Consider the following 14,254-nt stretch of genomic DNA (forward strand, 5'->3'; position numbering starts at 1 on the left):
ATCGTGGCTACGACCATATTCTGTAGAAATGAACCCGTAACGGACCAAAGTCCTCTATAGTCTTCCTCCATTATAGTTCCGAACATCGGTGAATGCCGCTCTTGATTGACGTAGTTTCAGAAGATGCCGTCAATTAGCGAGGGACATATGGAAGAGGGTAAGGGGAGGCTTGTCGTCATCGGTTCCGGCATCAAGGCGGTTTCGCACTTTACGCTGGAAGCGCAGCAGCACATTCGTAACGCAGATATCGTGCTCTATGCTGCAGCGGATCCGGTCACCGATATATGGATACAGAAGCAGAATAAGAACAGCTTCGATCTATACCAATATTATGCGGACGATAAGTCACGGATCATCACCTATACGCAGATGATCGAGCGAACGATGCAGGAAGTGCGCGCGGGCAAATATGTCTGCGCTCTCTTCTATGGCCATCCGGGCGTGTTCGTCACACCTTCCCACAACGCGATCGCGATCGCCCGCAGCGAAGGCTATCACGCCGTGATGCTGCCGGCGGTTTCCGCAGAAGACTGTCTCTACGCCGATCTCGGTGTGGATCCCAGCGTCCCGGGCCTCCAGATCTACGAAGCGACCGATTTCCTGCTGCGTCGCCGCCATATCGATACGAGCGCCAATTTCGTGCTGTGGCAGGTGGGATGCATCGGCGACCTGGGCTTCAAGTTCGGCGGGTATCAGAACGACAAGTTCGAGGTGCTGCTCGATTATCTCGAAGAAATCTACGGCCCCGATCATATCGCGATCAACTATGTCGCCAACATGTTTTCGGGCGAGCCGACGATCGATCGCCACCGGATCGCCGACTATCGGGATCCGGAGGTGAAGCGGACGGTGTCCGGCATCTCCACCTTCTTCCTGCCCGCCAAAGACGCTGCGCTTGCAGACGATGCAATGCGACAGCGGCTGGGCTTCGTGAAGGTGAACGAGGCGCGGCGCGATCCGCTGATCTGCAACCGCGAGGATTATGCCGTGCTGGCCGAAGTGGCGCGGCGCAATAACCACAATCATGCGGTGCCACCCGGGTACAAGTTCAGCTTCGCGTCCGAACCGCTCTACGAAACGCTGCTCGAACTGGCGCTCGATCCCCGCGCGCAGGATGCGTTCCGCCTCGAACCTCGTGCCTATCTCGAACGGCGTGAGGGCCTGACGGCAGATGAGCGACGGCAGTTGCTGATGCAGCATCACGGGGTCACCCGCATGATGTTCAAGCGCGATCCGGAAAAGGAAGCGACTCGCTTCGTCGGCGATGCGCTGCTGCGGCCGGAACTGGCGGGCGCCTACCACGATCTGCAGGATGCAGCCGCAGCCGAAGTGGAAAGCGGCACCATGCCGCTCGGCGAATATGAGGGCGTCGTCGGCGCCTGGTTGCAGCAGCATGGCTACGCCACCACGCCGGCGGCCATCACCCGCGCAATGGAGCATGTCGTCGTCGGCGAAGATGATGACGATGCCGCCGAAAGCTCGGAACTCGTAACTGCGTGAGGACTGCGCCGTCCCAGGATGGCGTGCATCGATCCCGAAAGGAGAGGTTTATGGCTAGCTTCGATCCATCCGGCACCTACATGACGAGTTGGCTCCAGCCGGACGGCACCACCTATGTGCCCGGGCCCGTCGTGATCGACACGAGTACGCAGTCGATCTCCGTCAATGGTGTGGCGATCGTCAATCCCAGCTTCAGCGGCAGTACTGCCGTCAGTTGGTCGGCGAGCAGCGGCAATGGCAGTTCCGCGAGCCTCACATTCTACCAGAGCTCGGGCGTCAACGGCTTCGTCGGCAAATATGCGCAAGGCAGCGCCGCGCTGCCGGCGTCGAACAACCTGTTCGGCAATGCAGGGGTGGCATCGCAATCGCTTTCCACCTGGAACGGTACCTATAACCTCTACAGCGTCACCAGCAGCGGCCAGGCGACCTCAACCGGGCAGACGCTGCTGATCGAAGCGCCCAACGTCACCTATTCCGGCGCGCTGGTGAACAAGGCCGTCTATACGGGCGAGCAGACCTCGAGCGGCGAGATCGATCAGCTTGCCTGGTTCAGCGCCGACGGCAATCCCCAGAACGCCATCCTTCAGTTCGCCAAGAGCAGCGGCAACCTCACCTTCTACGGGATGATGTGGACGGCGGGCGATCAGCCCACCTATGTCAACGTCACCGGCACGACCGCGACCACCGGCGCGCCGACGATCATGATGATCGCCGTCATGGTGAGCGAAACCACCGAAGTGACGACGGAAGTTACCACCGAAGTGACCACGGAAGTCACGACGGAGGTTACCACGGAAGTGACGACCGAAGTCACCACCGAAGTGATGACCGAAGTGATCGTGGAAGTGGTGGAAGTCATCGCAGCCCAGGATACCAACAATCCCTCTGGCGGAACTCGTAAGCTGCTGCGGCCCGATGTGGACCGGCGCGCAGCAAAAGGGTTGCTGCGGCATGCGGTGCGGCTTGCCAAGGCAGCGTGAACGCCGAACCACATCCCATGCCGCAGAGCGACGTTCTTACGATGGCTATGGAGCAGGCACATCACGGCCGCTTGAGCGACCACAGCATCACGCTGGGCGCCAATCGCCTGCCCATGGCCTTCGTTTTCGACTATGATGTTCGGCGCTGGGATCTGCGGGCAGTCGTCCGCGACTATTTTGGCACCGATTCGCTGGAGGCGCTGCACCAGGATCCGCGCTGGAACCCACCGGATCCGGTGCATGCGCTGCCGAACACCGCGACGCTGCGCAACAGTTGGGACGTGAGCAAGGCGCTGCGGTCCGCCGTGATCGACCGCGCGATGCCGCTGCTAGACAGCCTTATCCATCATCGCATTTCGGACTTTGTGACGCGCATCGTCAGTCAGCAGCCGCAGGCGATGATGCGCGTGAATTTTCATGGATCGCGCGCGATCCTGCGGTTCCACACCGATCGCGAATATGGCCAGCGCGATACCGCGCTCAATATCTGGCTGCCGGTCACGCGCGTCTATGGCAGCAACAGCCTGTACTTCGAATCCGCGCCCGGCCTTAGCGACTTCCAGCCCGTCACGCTGGAATATGGCCAGGCGCTGATGTTCTACGGCACGCATTTGCAGCACGGCACGCTCGACAATATGAGCGGCGGCACCAGGATTTCGTTCGATTTCCGCGTGTCCGTTTAGCTTCCGATCGCAATTCCGCCGCTCGACGCTCTTCGCAAATCCTGTAAAACCGGCGCGGGCTGGGAGGAAGAACAGGATGACGGAGGGGGTTCGCGAACCAACCGCGGGCGAGATGCGGATGGTGATCGGCGCATCGTCGCTCGGCACCGTGTTCGAATGGTATGATTTCTTCATCTGGGGCACGCTTACCGCTACCGGCATCCTCGGCCGCACTTTCTTCCCCTCCGGGAACGAGGTGATGGCGACGCTGCTTTCCTGGGCAACCTTTGCGGTGGGCTTCGGCTTTCGGCCGCTCGGCGCCGTGCTGTTCGGCTTTCTGGGGGATCGGATGGGGCGGAAATACACCTTCCTCGTCACCATCACCCTGATGGGGCTGGCCACCGCAGGCATCGGGCTGGTGCCCGGCTATGCGACGATCGGTGCAATCGCGCCGATCCTGATACTGGTGCTGCGCGTTGCACAAGGGCTGGCGCTCGGCGGCGAATATGGCGGCGCCGCGATCTATGTGGCGGAACACTCTCCGCCCGGCCGCGCCGGCTATCATACCAGTTTCATCCAGGCGAGCGTCGTTGGCGGCTTCATCCTCAGCCTGGCGGTGGTGCTGCTGTTCAAGCTCGGTTTTGCGCCGGTCTGGGATGCGTGGGGCTGGCGGCTGCCGTTCTTGTTCTCGATGGTGCTGCTGGCGATTTCGCTGTGGATGCGCCTCAAGCTTTCCGAAAGCCCGGTCTTCAGAGCGATGAAGGAGGCAGGCGAAACCGCGGGAAACCCGTTCCTTGAAAGCTTCACCTATCCCGGCAACAAGCGCCGGCTTGCGGTCGCGCTGTTCGGCATCGCCGCCGGATTGACCGTGATCTGGTACACGTCGATGTTTTCGGTGTTGTCCTTCCTTTCCGGCCCGATGCGGCTGGACCAGACGGCGGCGCAGCTGATCACCGGCGCAGGTGCGCTTATCGGGGTGGGCTTCTTCATCCTGTTCGGGAAAATCTCTGACCGGGTAGGTCGCAAGCCGCCGATCGTCATCGGCTATGCGCTGACGCTGCTGCTGCTATTCCCCTGTTTTTACGTGATCGGTAGTGCGGCAAACCCGAGCCTGGCCAAGGCGGCGCTGCGCGCGCCGGTGGTCGTCTCCGGCCCGCACTGCGCCTATGATCCCTTCGCGGCCGTTCAGCGCGACGAATGCGGACGGATGCTCGACCACCTGTCGAAGCGCGGGGTGATCTATACCACCGACACGGCGCCCAGCGTGGTCGTCACGATCGGCGGGCAGGTCGTGCCGCAGACAGAACCGGCTGCGGTGGATGCCGCGCTGAAGGATGCCGGCTATCGCTTCGACCGCATCGTGCCGCCGCCGCTCGACATCGCAATGATCCTGGTGGCGATGACGGTGCTGATGGCACTGTGCGGCGCCACCTTCGGCCCGGTGGCGGCGCTGCTCAGCGAGATGTTCCCCTCACGCATCCGCTATTCGTCGATGTCGATCCCCTATCACATCGGCACCGGCTATTTCGGCGGCTTCCTTCCCTTCATCAGCCAGTACATCGTCGCGCGCACCGGGAACCCGGTGGCAGGGCTGTGGTACACCATGGCAGTGGTGGCGATGGCGCTGGTCGTGACGATGCTGGGGCTGAAGGAGACGGTGGCGTTGCGCGAACGAGGGCGCTAACCGCGGGGCATGATCCCCTCTCCGCTTCGTCTCCGCCTTGACGCTGCCGCCCTCGTCGCGAACTGGCGATTGCTCGATGGGCTGAGTGGCCGCGCAGCGTGCGGGGCGGCGGTGAAGGCGAACGGCTATGGTCTGGGTGCGCGGGGCGTGGTCGAGCGGCTGGCGGCGGCGGGCTGCCGCGACTTTTTCGTCGCTACCTGGAGCGAGGCGCGCGCACTGGCCGATCTGGGCGTCGGCCTCTCCGTGCTTCACGGCATCCGTGCCGAAGACCTCGCCGATCGCCCGCCCCAGCTTCGCCCGGTCCTCGCCAGCGCCGAGCAGGTGCGGCGTTGGCGCGAGGCTGGCGGCGGCAACTGCGACGTGATGGTCGATACCGGCATGAACCGGCTGGGCGTTTCGCCCGAACAGGTTGCCCAAGGGCTGCTCGACGGGCTCGCGATCGATACGCTGCTCAGCCATCTGGTCTCGGCGGAGGAGGATGTGCCGCTGAATGGTCGTCAGCGTGATCGCTTCGCCGCGCTGGCCGGCCGCACCTCCGCGCGACGGATGAGCCTGGCGAACAGCGCGGGCATCGCGCTCGGGCCAGACTATCATTTCGATCTCACCCGTCCCGGCATTGCGCTCTATGGCGGCCGATATCGCGACGGCCATGCCGGCATTCGCCAGGTGGCGACGCCCGAAGCGCAGATCCTGCAGCGGCGCCGCGTCGCCGCCGGCGAGACGATCGGCTACAATGCCACTTTCACCGCGCCGCGGGACATGGAAGTGGCGATCCTGAACCTCGGCTATGCCGATGGCTATCTGCGCTGCTTCTCCGATCGCGGGCGCGGCCGGGCAGGGGATGCGGTGCTGCCCGTGCTAGGCCGCATCTCGATGGACCTGACCGCGCTGAGCGTCGACGCCGCGCCGCACCTGAGCGAGGGCGACTGGGTCGCGATCGACTATGACCTGCCTGAAACCGCGGCAGTCAGCGGACTCTCGCAATATGAGCTGCTGACCGGCCTGGGCGCACGGTTCGATCGGATATGGGAATAGCCGGCGCCCTCAGGCGGCCGGCTTTTCCTTGTTCCGCCAGAAGTCCTGAACGATTTCCCAACCCTCTTCAGCGGTTTCGCAGAAGTGGAACAGGTTCAGGTCGCGCGGGGAGATCACGCCTTCCTCGCACAGCGCCTCGAAATTGACGACGCGGTTCCAGAATTCCTTTCCGTAGAACAGGACCGGGATCGGATCGATCTTGCCGGTCTGGATCAGCGTAAGCAGTTCGAAGCTTTCGTCGAAGGTGCCGAACCCGCCCGGGAACACGGCCACCGCGCGCGCATGGAGCAGGAAGTGCATCTTGCGCAGCGCGAAATAGTGGAACTGCATGCTCAGCGACGGCGTGACATAGGGGTTCGGCGCCTGTTCGTGCGGTAGCACAATGTTCAGCCCGATCGTCTCCGCGCCAACATCCTGCGCGCCGCGATTGGCTGCTTCCATGATCGACGGGCCGCCGCCCGACGTCACGACGAAGTGGCGCTTGCCCGCCGCATCGAGCGGGAAGTTGCTGGCGATCTGGCCCAGCCGGCGCGCCACGTCGTAATATTTCGACTTGGCGACCAGGCTGTTCGCGATCCGCTTCTGCTGCTCGGTTTCGGCCAGCGCGAGCACGGCTTCTGCCTTGGCCGGCTCCGGAATTCGAGCCGAGCCATAGATCACGAAGGTGGAGGCAATATTGGCTTCGTCCAGCAGCAGCTGGGGCTTCAGCAGTTCCAGCTGGAAGCGGATCGGCCGCAGATCCTCGCGCAGCAGGAAGTCCATGTCCTGGAACGCCAAGCGATAGGCGGGGTGCTCGGTCTGCGGGGTGCCGGTGGCGGTATTGGCGCTTTCCGCTTCCTCCTGGGCGGGACGGAAGACGCGCGACGGGACTCTCGTGTCACTCATCCAAGGCCGATTAGGACGTTCCGGCGCGCTTGGAAAGCGTCAAGCGCAGAAGGGCCCGCGCCCCATGTCGAAGTGGAAATGATCGCGGTGCGCCGCGTTGTAGCGTGGGCTCAGTACCGTCGCAAAGCGCTTGCAGGCCGATCCGTGCACTGCCTCCAGGAAGCGGCGGACGGCAGGGTCGGAGGATTGCCAGTCGCGCAGGATCGTCACGCGCCGGCCGTCCTTCAGCACGAAGCCGGAAACGTCGACGGCATTGGCCAGCCCGTGCTCAGACAGCTTGGTCGCGGATTCGGGCCGCCCAACCACGGCGCGGCAGGAATAGGTGCCGAAGGTTTCCACCCGCACCAGATCGCTGCCCAGCATCTGCCGCGCCGCCGGTGCGACCGCGAACTGCACCCAGCCAGTGAAGGCGCGGGCAAGCGGGCACCGCATCGACTTGATCCCACTCACCGGCACGCCGATGTCCAGCAGCTGCACGGCGCCGCGCACCACGCATCCGCCGCCGAAATCGCGATCGGGCAACGGGCTGTAGCGAATGCCGCTGCGAGAAAGATCGGTAAAGCATTGCTGCGTGTCGCGCGGCGTGGGCTCGCGGAGCGTGATCGGGCCGCGCGAAGGCTGGCGGCTCTGTGCGGGGCGCTTTTCGCTGCCGCCGCTGCCGAACAGGCAGGCCGAAAGCAGCAAGGGCAGCGCCAAAGCCGCCAGCGAAAGGGGGACGCGCCGGGAAACCATTGGTGGCAGGATAGGGCAAATCGGTGCTGGCGCGAACCACCGCCCGTCGCGCGTGCGAGTCGCTTCGTCAGGCCTCGGTGGCGGTCTCGCGAAAACGATCGGCCATCTCGGCCGGCACGCGCATCAGCCGGCCGCTGGCACGATCGAGCAGCGCCCAGCTGGTCACCGCCGCCACCAGCACCTTGCCGTCGCCGGACAGGAACTGGACGTGGCGGTTGAACCGTGCGCCGCGTGGCGGATCGGGGATCCAGGTTTCGGCTGTCACCTGCTCGCCGGCGCGCAGATTGCCGCGATAGTCGATCTCGTGCCGCGTCACGACCCAGACGCAGGCATCGCGCTCGGCTTCGGTCGCGCGTGCATTCCAATGCGCCACGGCAATGTCCTGAATCCACGCGACCCAGACGGCGTTGTTCACATGCCCCAGTTCGTCGATATCGGCCGAGCCGGCAGTGATGGTGCGAGAGAAGCGGGCCATGGCGCCAATCTAGCGATGATCACCGCCGGGGACAGCTATTGTCGGTCGGCCCGGATCGTCCTCGAACTTGATCGCGCGGATCCGCCATTGGCGCTGCTCGGGCGTCGCCCCGTCGATGTCGCCGGTCCGGTGCAGGGTTACAGCGCCGAGTTGGTAGAAGGGCTTCCCGGTAGCCCGGATCCGGGCATAGACTTGCACCGGCACCGTTACATAGCGTTGGCCCGCGCCGGCCTCGATCGCGCCCGGGGCGCCCACATTAGCGTGATATTCGGAATAGGTTGCGAAGCGCGTCGCGAACTGTGCGGCATCGCCTCCCGACGCCTTGCCACCGTCGCTCCACAGCGCCCAGGCATCGGCGTATCGGCCCGCCTCGATCAGCGCATAATAGGTTTGGACCACATTGGCCGCGCCCTGTGCGCTGTCGGGCGTGAAGGGCGCTTCGCTCACCGGCGTCCGATCGTCGGGCAACCCGCCGGGTTGCCCCGGCGCCGGTGGGGATAGCGGCTCCAGTGGCGCCTCGGCGTTGTCCGGCTGCACCGCGTTGGCGGCAGGCAGGGCGTTGAAGGCTGCATTTCCCTCACCCGCTGGCTCGCCACCGCTCGAACAGGCGGCGAGGGAGACGGCGAGCAGGGCAGGGGTCAGGCGCATCCAATGTTCTTTCGTTTTGGACATTTGCGAACGAAGAATCGGATGCGCGGGTTCCTCAATCGGGAAGCGGCTGGTTGCCGACAAAGCCCAGCTTGACGATGTTAGCGCGCTTGATCGTCGCGAGGACGGTGTCGAACCGCTCGTACCGCGCCTCGGGATCGGTCTGCAGATGAAGCACGGCGGCATCGGTGCGCAGGCCGGCAAGTTTGGCGGGCAGCGCTGCGTCCGCCAGGGGCGCTCCATCCCAGAACAACGCTCCCTCCCGGTCGATCGCCAGGCGGTGCGTGGCGTCGTCGCTCGGCACACCCTTGCCGCTCGGCAGGTCGACCGGGACCTTGTGAGAAACCATCGGCATGCTCAGGATCATCACGATCAGCAGCACGAGCATCACATCGATGAACGGCGTCACGTTGATCGCGCCGATCGGTGCGGCATCGGTGGCAGGCACGAACTTGCGCATGTCCTCAGCTCCATGTTGCTACGGTATATCGTAACGCTACCGGCGTGTGGCGCAAGCCTAGAAAGCGGCGCGACGGGGGGGGGAACGGTCCCACCGCGTCGCGCCATGCGAATGCTTATCAGGGGCGGAGTGCGACGTCGTCGCCGTCGTCCAGTTCTTCGTCCAGATCTTCGTCATCGACATCGTCGTCGTCGAAATCGTCCTGGATGTCGTCCTCGTCGAGGTCGTCCTCATCCTCCTCGGCGGCGTCGTCTTCCTCGCCGATCTCGTCGTCTTCCATGGAGAGTTCGTCGAGATCGTCGTCCTCGTCCTCGCGGCCGCCAAGGTCGGGGTTGAGATCGGTAAGCATGGCGCCGTTGTCCGGCCCATCGCCCGTCACCTCGAGAATTTCTGCGCGCTGGCTCTCGTCATAGCCTTCCGCGTCATAGCCGTCGTCGCCGGGACCCTGAATGCCGCCCATCGCCAAACCTCATCGCTTGCCTCGCGGGAATCGCGAGGTCGGAAAGCGCAACGGCGGGGCCCCCGGCTCCGTTCCCGAGTCAGCTGGGGCGAAACATCCGTCCGCGCTCGGTGATCGCTACTACCACGATCGACAGGCCGCCCATTAGGAGAAATCCGCTGTACAGCGGAACGGTGGTGCCATCGAAGGCCTGGCCAATCGCCGCGCCGATCAGCGCCCCCGCCAGCGTGGTGACGAAGCCCTGCAGGCTGGAGGCGGTGCCGGCAATCGCGCCCATCTTCTCCATCGCCATCGCCGAGAAGTTGGACGTGGCGAGGCCGAAGCACGCCATCATCAGTGCCTGCAGGATGGCGAAGCTCCACAGCGTCTCCAGCGCCAGCAGCGTGACGAGCAGATGCACCCCCGCTACCAGAGTGAGCCCCACCAGCGCCGTGTGGGAGATCACCCGCGTGCCCAATCGCATCACGATGCGCGAGTTGAGGAACGATCCCACCGCCATCGTACCCGCAACCGTCGCGAATACCGGCGTCAGGAGCTCGGGGCGGTGGAAAACGTCGGACATGATTTGCTGCACCGAACCGATAAAGCCGAACAGCGCGCCGGAAAGAAGCGCGGTGGCAATGGTGTAGCCCACCGCCGCGCGATCGCGCAGCATCGTGCCGTAATCGGCAATCACCCGCATCGGGTGCAGCGACTGACGGTTCTCCCGCCCCAGCGTCTCCGGCATCCGGAGCGCAAACCACAGGAACACCGCCGCGCCGATCGCACCGCAGCCCCAGAAGATCGTGCGCCACGATCCGCCGGCCGACAGGATCGCCTGGCCCACGGCGGGAGCGAAGATCGGCGCCGCCATGAACACGATGAACACCAGGCTCATCACCCGCGCCATCGCCCGCCCGGCATAGCAATCGCGCACCAGCGCCACCGTCACCACCCGCGACCCCGCCGCGGCAGTGCCCATCGCCACGCGCGACACCAGCAGCAGCGCGAAGCTGCCGGAAAGGGCAGCAATGCCGCTGGTCACCACATAGAAGCCGAGCGCGATCAGCAGCACCGGTCGCCTGCCATAGCGATCGGACAAAGGGCCATAAATCAGCTGGGCGGTGCCGAATCCGATCAGGAAGGCGGTGATGACGAACTGGCGATGATTGGCCGAATCGACGCCCAGGCTCTCGCCGATCGCAGGCAGCGCCGGCAGCATCGAATCGATGCCGAGCGCGGTCAGCGCCATCAACGCGGCGGCCAGCGTCACGAATTCGGCGAAGCCAAGCGGCGCCTGTTGGGCCGGGGCGATGCTGCGAGACGGCGAATCCATTCGGCCGCAATGGCCTAAGGCTACGGGCGCGTCACCCCTTTTCGGGTTGACGGAAGCCCGCCCACACCAACATTGCCATTCGGAACCACCGGAGGATTGTCTCGATGACTCGCTATCTCGTCCCGCTGTTGCTGACCGCCGCGCTTGCCGCGTGCAATGGGGGCTCGAGCATTTCGATCGACGACAACGATGCCGATGGCAATGCAGTGATCGCCACGGACGAAAGCGGCCGCGTGCAGATCAAGGCGCCGGGCATCGAAGGCTCAATCACGCTGCCCAAGGTTGCGCTCAACGCCAAGGATTTCGACATCGAGGGCGTCACGCTCTATCCGGGTTCCACGCTGCGCAACTTGAAGCTGAACGGGGGCGAGCGCGACAAGACGGGAGACGGCAAGGTGATCGTCGAGTTCGAAAGCCCCGCCGAGCCTACGGTGGTGCGCGACTGGTTTCGCGACAACATGACGAAGCAAGGGTTCAAGGTAACGACCAAGGACGCCAATCTGATCGGCACCACCGAAGACGGCACGCCCTTTGCCCTGCAGCTCGGCAGCGCCGGCGAAGGCAAGACCAAGGGGCTGATGCAGGTCGGCCGCTGAGGCGCCGCGGCGGCCGCCATCGGGAAGTTTCCCAAGCTTGTGCCGCCACGGCCGCCGCGTCTAACCACAAGCTTTGTGTTCGGAGAGATTACCTTGGATACCCTAGCCGAAATTCCGGTGCTGTCGCTGCGGGAGCAGGCCGGCGATCCCGATGGCTTCGCTCAGGCCTTCGGCGGATCCTTTCAGCGGTTCGGCTTCGCGGTGGTGCGCGATCACGGCGTGCCGCATGAACTGATCGAGCGCGCTTGGCGCCTCACCAAGGCGTTTTTCGACCTGCCGGAGGAAGAGAAGCGCGGCTATTTCATCCCCGGCGGCGGTGGCGCTCGCGGCTACACCCCGTTCAAGACCGAGATCGCCAAAGGCGCCAGCCATGTCGACCTGAAGGAATTCTGGCACATCGGGCGCGAGCTGGCCGCCGGCCACCGCTTCGCCGAGGTGATGGCGCCGAACGTGTGGCCGGCGGCGCCGGAAGGGTTCCGCGAAACCTTTGTCGAGCTGTTCGCCGCGTTCGATGCCGCCGGCGACCGGCTGCTGTCGGCAGTGGCGCGGTATTTGGGACTCGCCCCCGACTGGTTCGATCCGGCGGTGAAGGACGGCAATTCGGTGCTGCGCCTGCTTCACTATCCGCCAGTTGCAGCCGACGCGCCCGAAGTTCGCGCCGGCGCGCACGAGGATATCAACCTGATCACCCTGCTGCTTGGCGCGGAAGAAGCGGGCCTCGAACTGCTCGACCGCGACGGCAAGTGGATGGCCATCAAGCCGCCCGAAGGCGCTATGGTGATCAATGTGGGCGACATGCTGCAGCGCCTGACCAACCATGTCCTGCCGTCAACGACGCACCGGGTAGTCAACCCGCCGGCGGAGCGTCGCGGCCATTCGCGCTATTCGATGCCGTTCTTCCTGCATCCGGCGCCCGATTTCCTGATCAAGACATTGCCGGGCTGCATCAGCGATGCCAACCCGAACCGGTATCCGGAGCCGATCACCGCGCACGACTATCTGCACGAGCGACTGGTGGAGATTGGCCTCATCAAGAAATAACCGATCGCGAAAGCGGGCTAGCGCGACAAAATCTGTCTTCCATTCCGTGAACGGAAGACGCTAGGGAACACCCAGCGGCGGCGGAGCGATAGCGCTTCTGCCGCCGCCTTGCTGTAGACACTCAGAGGAACGACGAATGGCGGAAGCGTTGCGCGTGGCACTGGCGGGGCTCGGAACGGTGGGCGGCGGCGTGATTCGCCTGCTCGACACCAATGCCGAGCTGATTACGCGCCGCGCGGGCCGGCCCATTGAGGTCGTCGCCGTCTCCGCTCGCGATCGCAGCAAGGATCGCGGCATCGATCTGTCGCGCTTCGAGTGGGTGGACGATCCCGTAGAACTGGCCCGCCACGCCCAGGCGGACGTGGTGGTGGAACTGGTGGGCGGGTCGGACGGCCCGGCGCTGGCGCTCGCCCGCGCGGCGCTGGGTGCGAACAAGAGCTTCGTAACCGCCAACAAGGCGATGATCGCGCATCACGGGCTGGAACTGGCCAAGATCGCCGAAGGCGCGCAGGTGGCGCTGAAGTTCGAAGCTGCCGTGGCCGGGGGCGTGCCGGTGATCAAGGGACTGCGCGAAGGTGCTGCGGCCAACGCGATCAGTCGGGTCTACGGCATCCTCAACGGCACCTGTAATTTCATCCTGTCCAAGATGGAGGCCGAGGGCCGCGACTTCGCCGAGATACTCGCCGAGGCACAGGCGCTCGGCTATGCCGAGGCGGACCCCACCTTCGACATCGACGGCATTGATGCCGCGCACAAGCTGTCGATCCTCGCCAGCCTCGCCTTCGGCACCCAGCCGGCGTTTGGCGACCTGAAGGCGAGCGGCATCCGCCACATCCTGGCGGCCGACATCGCCGAGGCGGCGACGCTCGGTTACCGGGTGCGGCTGCTGGGCATCGCCGATGCCGGTGCGCACGGGCTGTTCCAGCGCGTCCACCCGCATCTCGTGCCGCTCAGCCATCCGCTCGCGCATGTGACGGGTTCGACCAACGCGGTGGTGGCGGAAGGCAACTTCGTCGGTCGATTGCTGTTCCAGGGTGCAGGCGCGGGCGATGGCCCGACCGCCAGCGCAGTGGTCGCCGATCTGATCGACATCGCCCGCGGCGAGTTCGGCGCGCCCTATGCGATGCCGGCGGATGCGCTCGTCGCCCAGCCGGCGGCGGACAGCGGCGAGCGGCGCGGCCGATCCTATGTGCGCTTCACCGTGGCGGACCGCGTCGGCGTGCTGGCGGAAATTGCCGCCGCGATGCGCGACGCGGGCGTTTCGATCGAAAGCCTGATCCAGCGCGGCGTGAGCCCCGACGGCAGCGCGCTCGTCGCCATCGTCACGCACGAGGCGCCCGAGTGGAGCATCGCTCAGGCGCTGGAGAAGCTGCGCGGCTCGCAGAGCCTCACCGGCGAGCCGATGTGGATGCACATCCTCGACGCGTGAGAACGCCTCAATAGGCGAAGTGGAGCAGCCGCCGGCCGCGTGCCGGGCATACCGGCATCCCGATCAGCCCGCAGCTCGGGCCGGAGGCGGCGCGAACCATCTCCAGCTTGCGATCGATCATCGGATCGCGCGCTGCGGTGAGGCGGAAGCGGGTGGTCGGGCTGTGTCGCTCGCAGCTTTCGGCAGTGCGGCACGCGCCGAGCAGCGATGCGGTTGCGGGCGCGGCGGGACGAGCGGAGCGGCGCAGCATCGCCCTGGTGATTTTCGGGCGGGCGGGCGTCACGGCAGGCCTGGCGATGGCGGCGCTTTGCAATGCTAGAGCGATCAACAACATAGGCCCTCCTGTTGTCCC

16 protein-coding genes are annotated in these 14,254 nt (G+C 65.0%); 8 read left to right on the forward strand and 8 right to left on the reverse strand.

All coding sequences use genetic code 11. The features are described 5' to 3' along the window. The first annotated feature begins 147 nt into the window (after positions 1-147). From ACNFJ7_RS13945 to ACNFJ7_RS13965, 5 genes are all read left to right on the forward strand, one after another. Entirely contained in the window at positions 148-1,500 is a 1,353-nt protein-coding gene (locus tag ACNFJ7_RS13945; protein WP_019367596.1) for an SAM-dependent methyltransferase, read from the forward strand. A 50-nt stretch (positions 1,501-1,550) separates the two neighbouring features. Then, entirely contained in the window at positions 1,551-2,480 is a 930-nt protein-coding gene (locus tag ACNFJ7_RS13950) for a hypothetical protein (protein ID WP_019367595.1), read from the forward strand. Continuing rightward, positions 2,477-3,163, forward strand: a complete 687-nt coding sequence (locus ACNFJ7_RS13955; protein WP_236704521.1) for a StrG-like protein — start codon at positions 2,477-2,479, stop codon at positions 3,161-3,163. Before ACNFJ7_RS13950 ends, ACNFJ7_RS13955 begins: the two co-directional genes overlap by 4 nt. Positions 3,164-3,239: 76 nt before the next feature. Then, positions 3,240-4,826 (forward strand): MFS transporter, encoded by a 1,587-nt coding sequence (locus ACNFJ7_RS13960; RefSeq protein ID WP_019367593.1) that lies wholly within the window; start codon positions 3,240-3,242, stop codon positions 4,824-4,826. 9 nt (positions 4,827-4,835) lie between these two features. Then, entirely contained in the window at positions 4,836-5,861 is a 1,026-nt protein-coding gene (locus tag ACNFJ7_RS13965) for an alanine racemase (RefSeq protein WP_037512597.1), read from the forward strand. A 9-nt stretch (positions 5,862-5,870) separates the two neighbouring features. Here ACNFJ7_RS13965 and ACNFJ7_RS13970 read toward each other — a convergent pair whose 3' ends face one another. The 7 genes from ACNFJ7_RS13970 to ACNFJ7_RS14000 form a co-directional block, all read right to left on the reverse strand. Then, positions 5,871-6,746 carry an LOG family protein gene (locus ACNFJ7_RS13970; protein WP_019367591.1) on the reverse strand — a complete coding sequence of 292 codons (876 nt, stop codon included), beginning with the start codon at positions 6,744-6,746 and terminating at the stop codon, positions 5,871-5,873. A gap of 39 nt (positions 6,747-6,785) precedes the next feature. Then, positions 6,786-7,478 (reverse strand): extensin family protein, encoded by a 693-nt coding sequence (locus ACNFJ7_RS13975; RefSeq protein WP_019367590.1) that lies wholly within the window; start codon positions 7,476-7,478, stop codon positions 6,786-6,788. A gap of 67 nt (positions 7,479-7,545) precedes the next feature. Continuing rightward, complete coding sequence (locus ACNFJ7_RS13980) at positions 7,546-7,953, reverse strand: acyl-CoA thioesterase (protein ID WP_019367589.1); 408 nt, start codon at positions 7,951-7,953, stop codon at positions 7,546-7,548. A 9-nt stretch (positions 7,954-7,962) separates the two neighbouring features. Next, complete coding sequence (locus ACNFJ7_RS13985) at positions 7,963-8,625, reverse strand: hypothetical protein (protein ID WP_019367588.1); 663 nt, start codon at positions 8,623-8,625, stop codon at positions 7,963-7,965. A gap of 31 nt (positions 8,626-8,656) precedes the next feature. Next, positions 8,657-9,061: an ExbD/TolR family protein gene (locus ACNFJ7_RS13990; protein ID WP_019367587.1), complete on the reverse strand. Its 405-nt coding sequence runs from the start codon at positions 9,059-9,061 to the stop codon at positions 8,657-8,659. A 118-nt stretch (positions 9,062-9,179) separates the two neighbouring features. Beyond that, positions 9,180-9,521 carry a hypothetical protein gene (locus ACNFJ7_RS13995; RefSeq protein ID WP_019367586.1) on the reverse strand — a complete coding sequence of 114 codons (342 nt, stop codon included), beginning with the start codon at positions 9,519-9,521 and terminating at the stop codon, positions 9,180-9,182. A 79-nt stretch (positions 9,522-9,600) separates the two neighbouring features. Further along, positions 9,601-10,836, reverse strand: coding sequence for a multidrug effflux MFS transporter (locus ACNFJ7_RS14000; protein ID WP_019367585.1), 1,236 nt, complete (start codon positions 10,834-10,836; stop codon positions 9,601-9,603). 104 nt (positions 10,837-10,940) lie between these two features. Here ACNFJ7_RS14000 and ACNFJ7_RS14005 point away from each other — a divergent pair, with 104 nt between their 5' ends. The 3 genes from ACNFJ7_RS14005 to ACNFJ7_RS14015 all read left to right on the forward strand — a co-directional run bounded on the left by ACNFJ7_RS14005 (position 10,941) and on the right by ACNFJ7_RS14015 (position 13,902). Then, the gene (locus tag ACNFJ7_RS14005; RefSeq protein WP_019367584.1) at positions 10,941-11,432 is read left to right on the forward strand and encodes a hypothetical protein; all 492 of its coding nucleotides are present in this window, start codon (positions 10,941-10,943) and stop codon (positions 11,430-11,432) included. Positions 11,433-11,525: 93 nt separating this feature from the next. Further along, positions 11,526-12,473, forward strand: a complete 948-nt coding sequence (locus ACNFJ7_RS14010; protein WP_019367583.1) for an isopenicillin N synthase family dioxygenase — start codon at positions 11,526-11,528, stop codon at positions 12,471-12,473. Positions 12,474-12,609: 136 nt separating this feature from the next. Next, positions 12,610-13,902, forward strand: coding sequence for a homoserine dehydrogenase (locus ACNFJ7_RS14015; protein WP_058805474.1), 1,293 nt, complete (start codon positions 12,610-12,612; stop codon positions 13,900-13,902). Between the two features lie 7 nt (positions 13,903-13,909). Here ACNFJ7_RS14015 and ACNFJ7_RS14020 read toward each other — a convergent pair whose 3' ends face one another. Next, positions 13,910-14,236, reverse strand: a complete 327-nt coding sequence (locus ACNFJ7_RS14020) for a hypothetical protein (RefSeq protein ID WP_050990093.1) — start codon at positions 14,234-14,236, stop codon at positions 13,910-13,912. Between the last annotated feature and the right edge of the window lie 18 nt (positions 14,237-14,254).

The sequence above is a fragment of the Sphingomonas sp. HT-1 genome, assembly GCF_048568905.1.
GTDB lineage: Bacteria > Pseudomonadota > Alphaproteobacteria > Sphingomonadales > Sphingomonadaceae > Sphingomonas.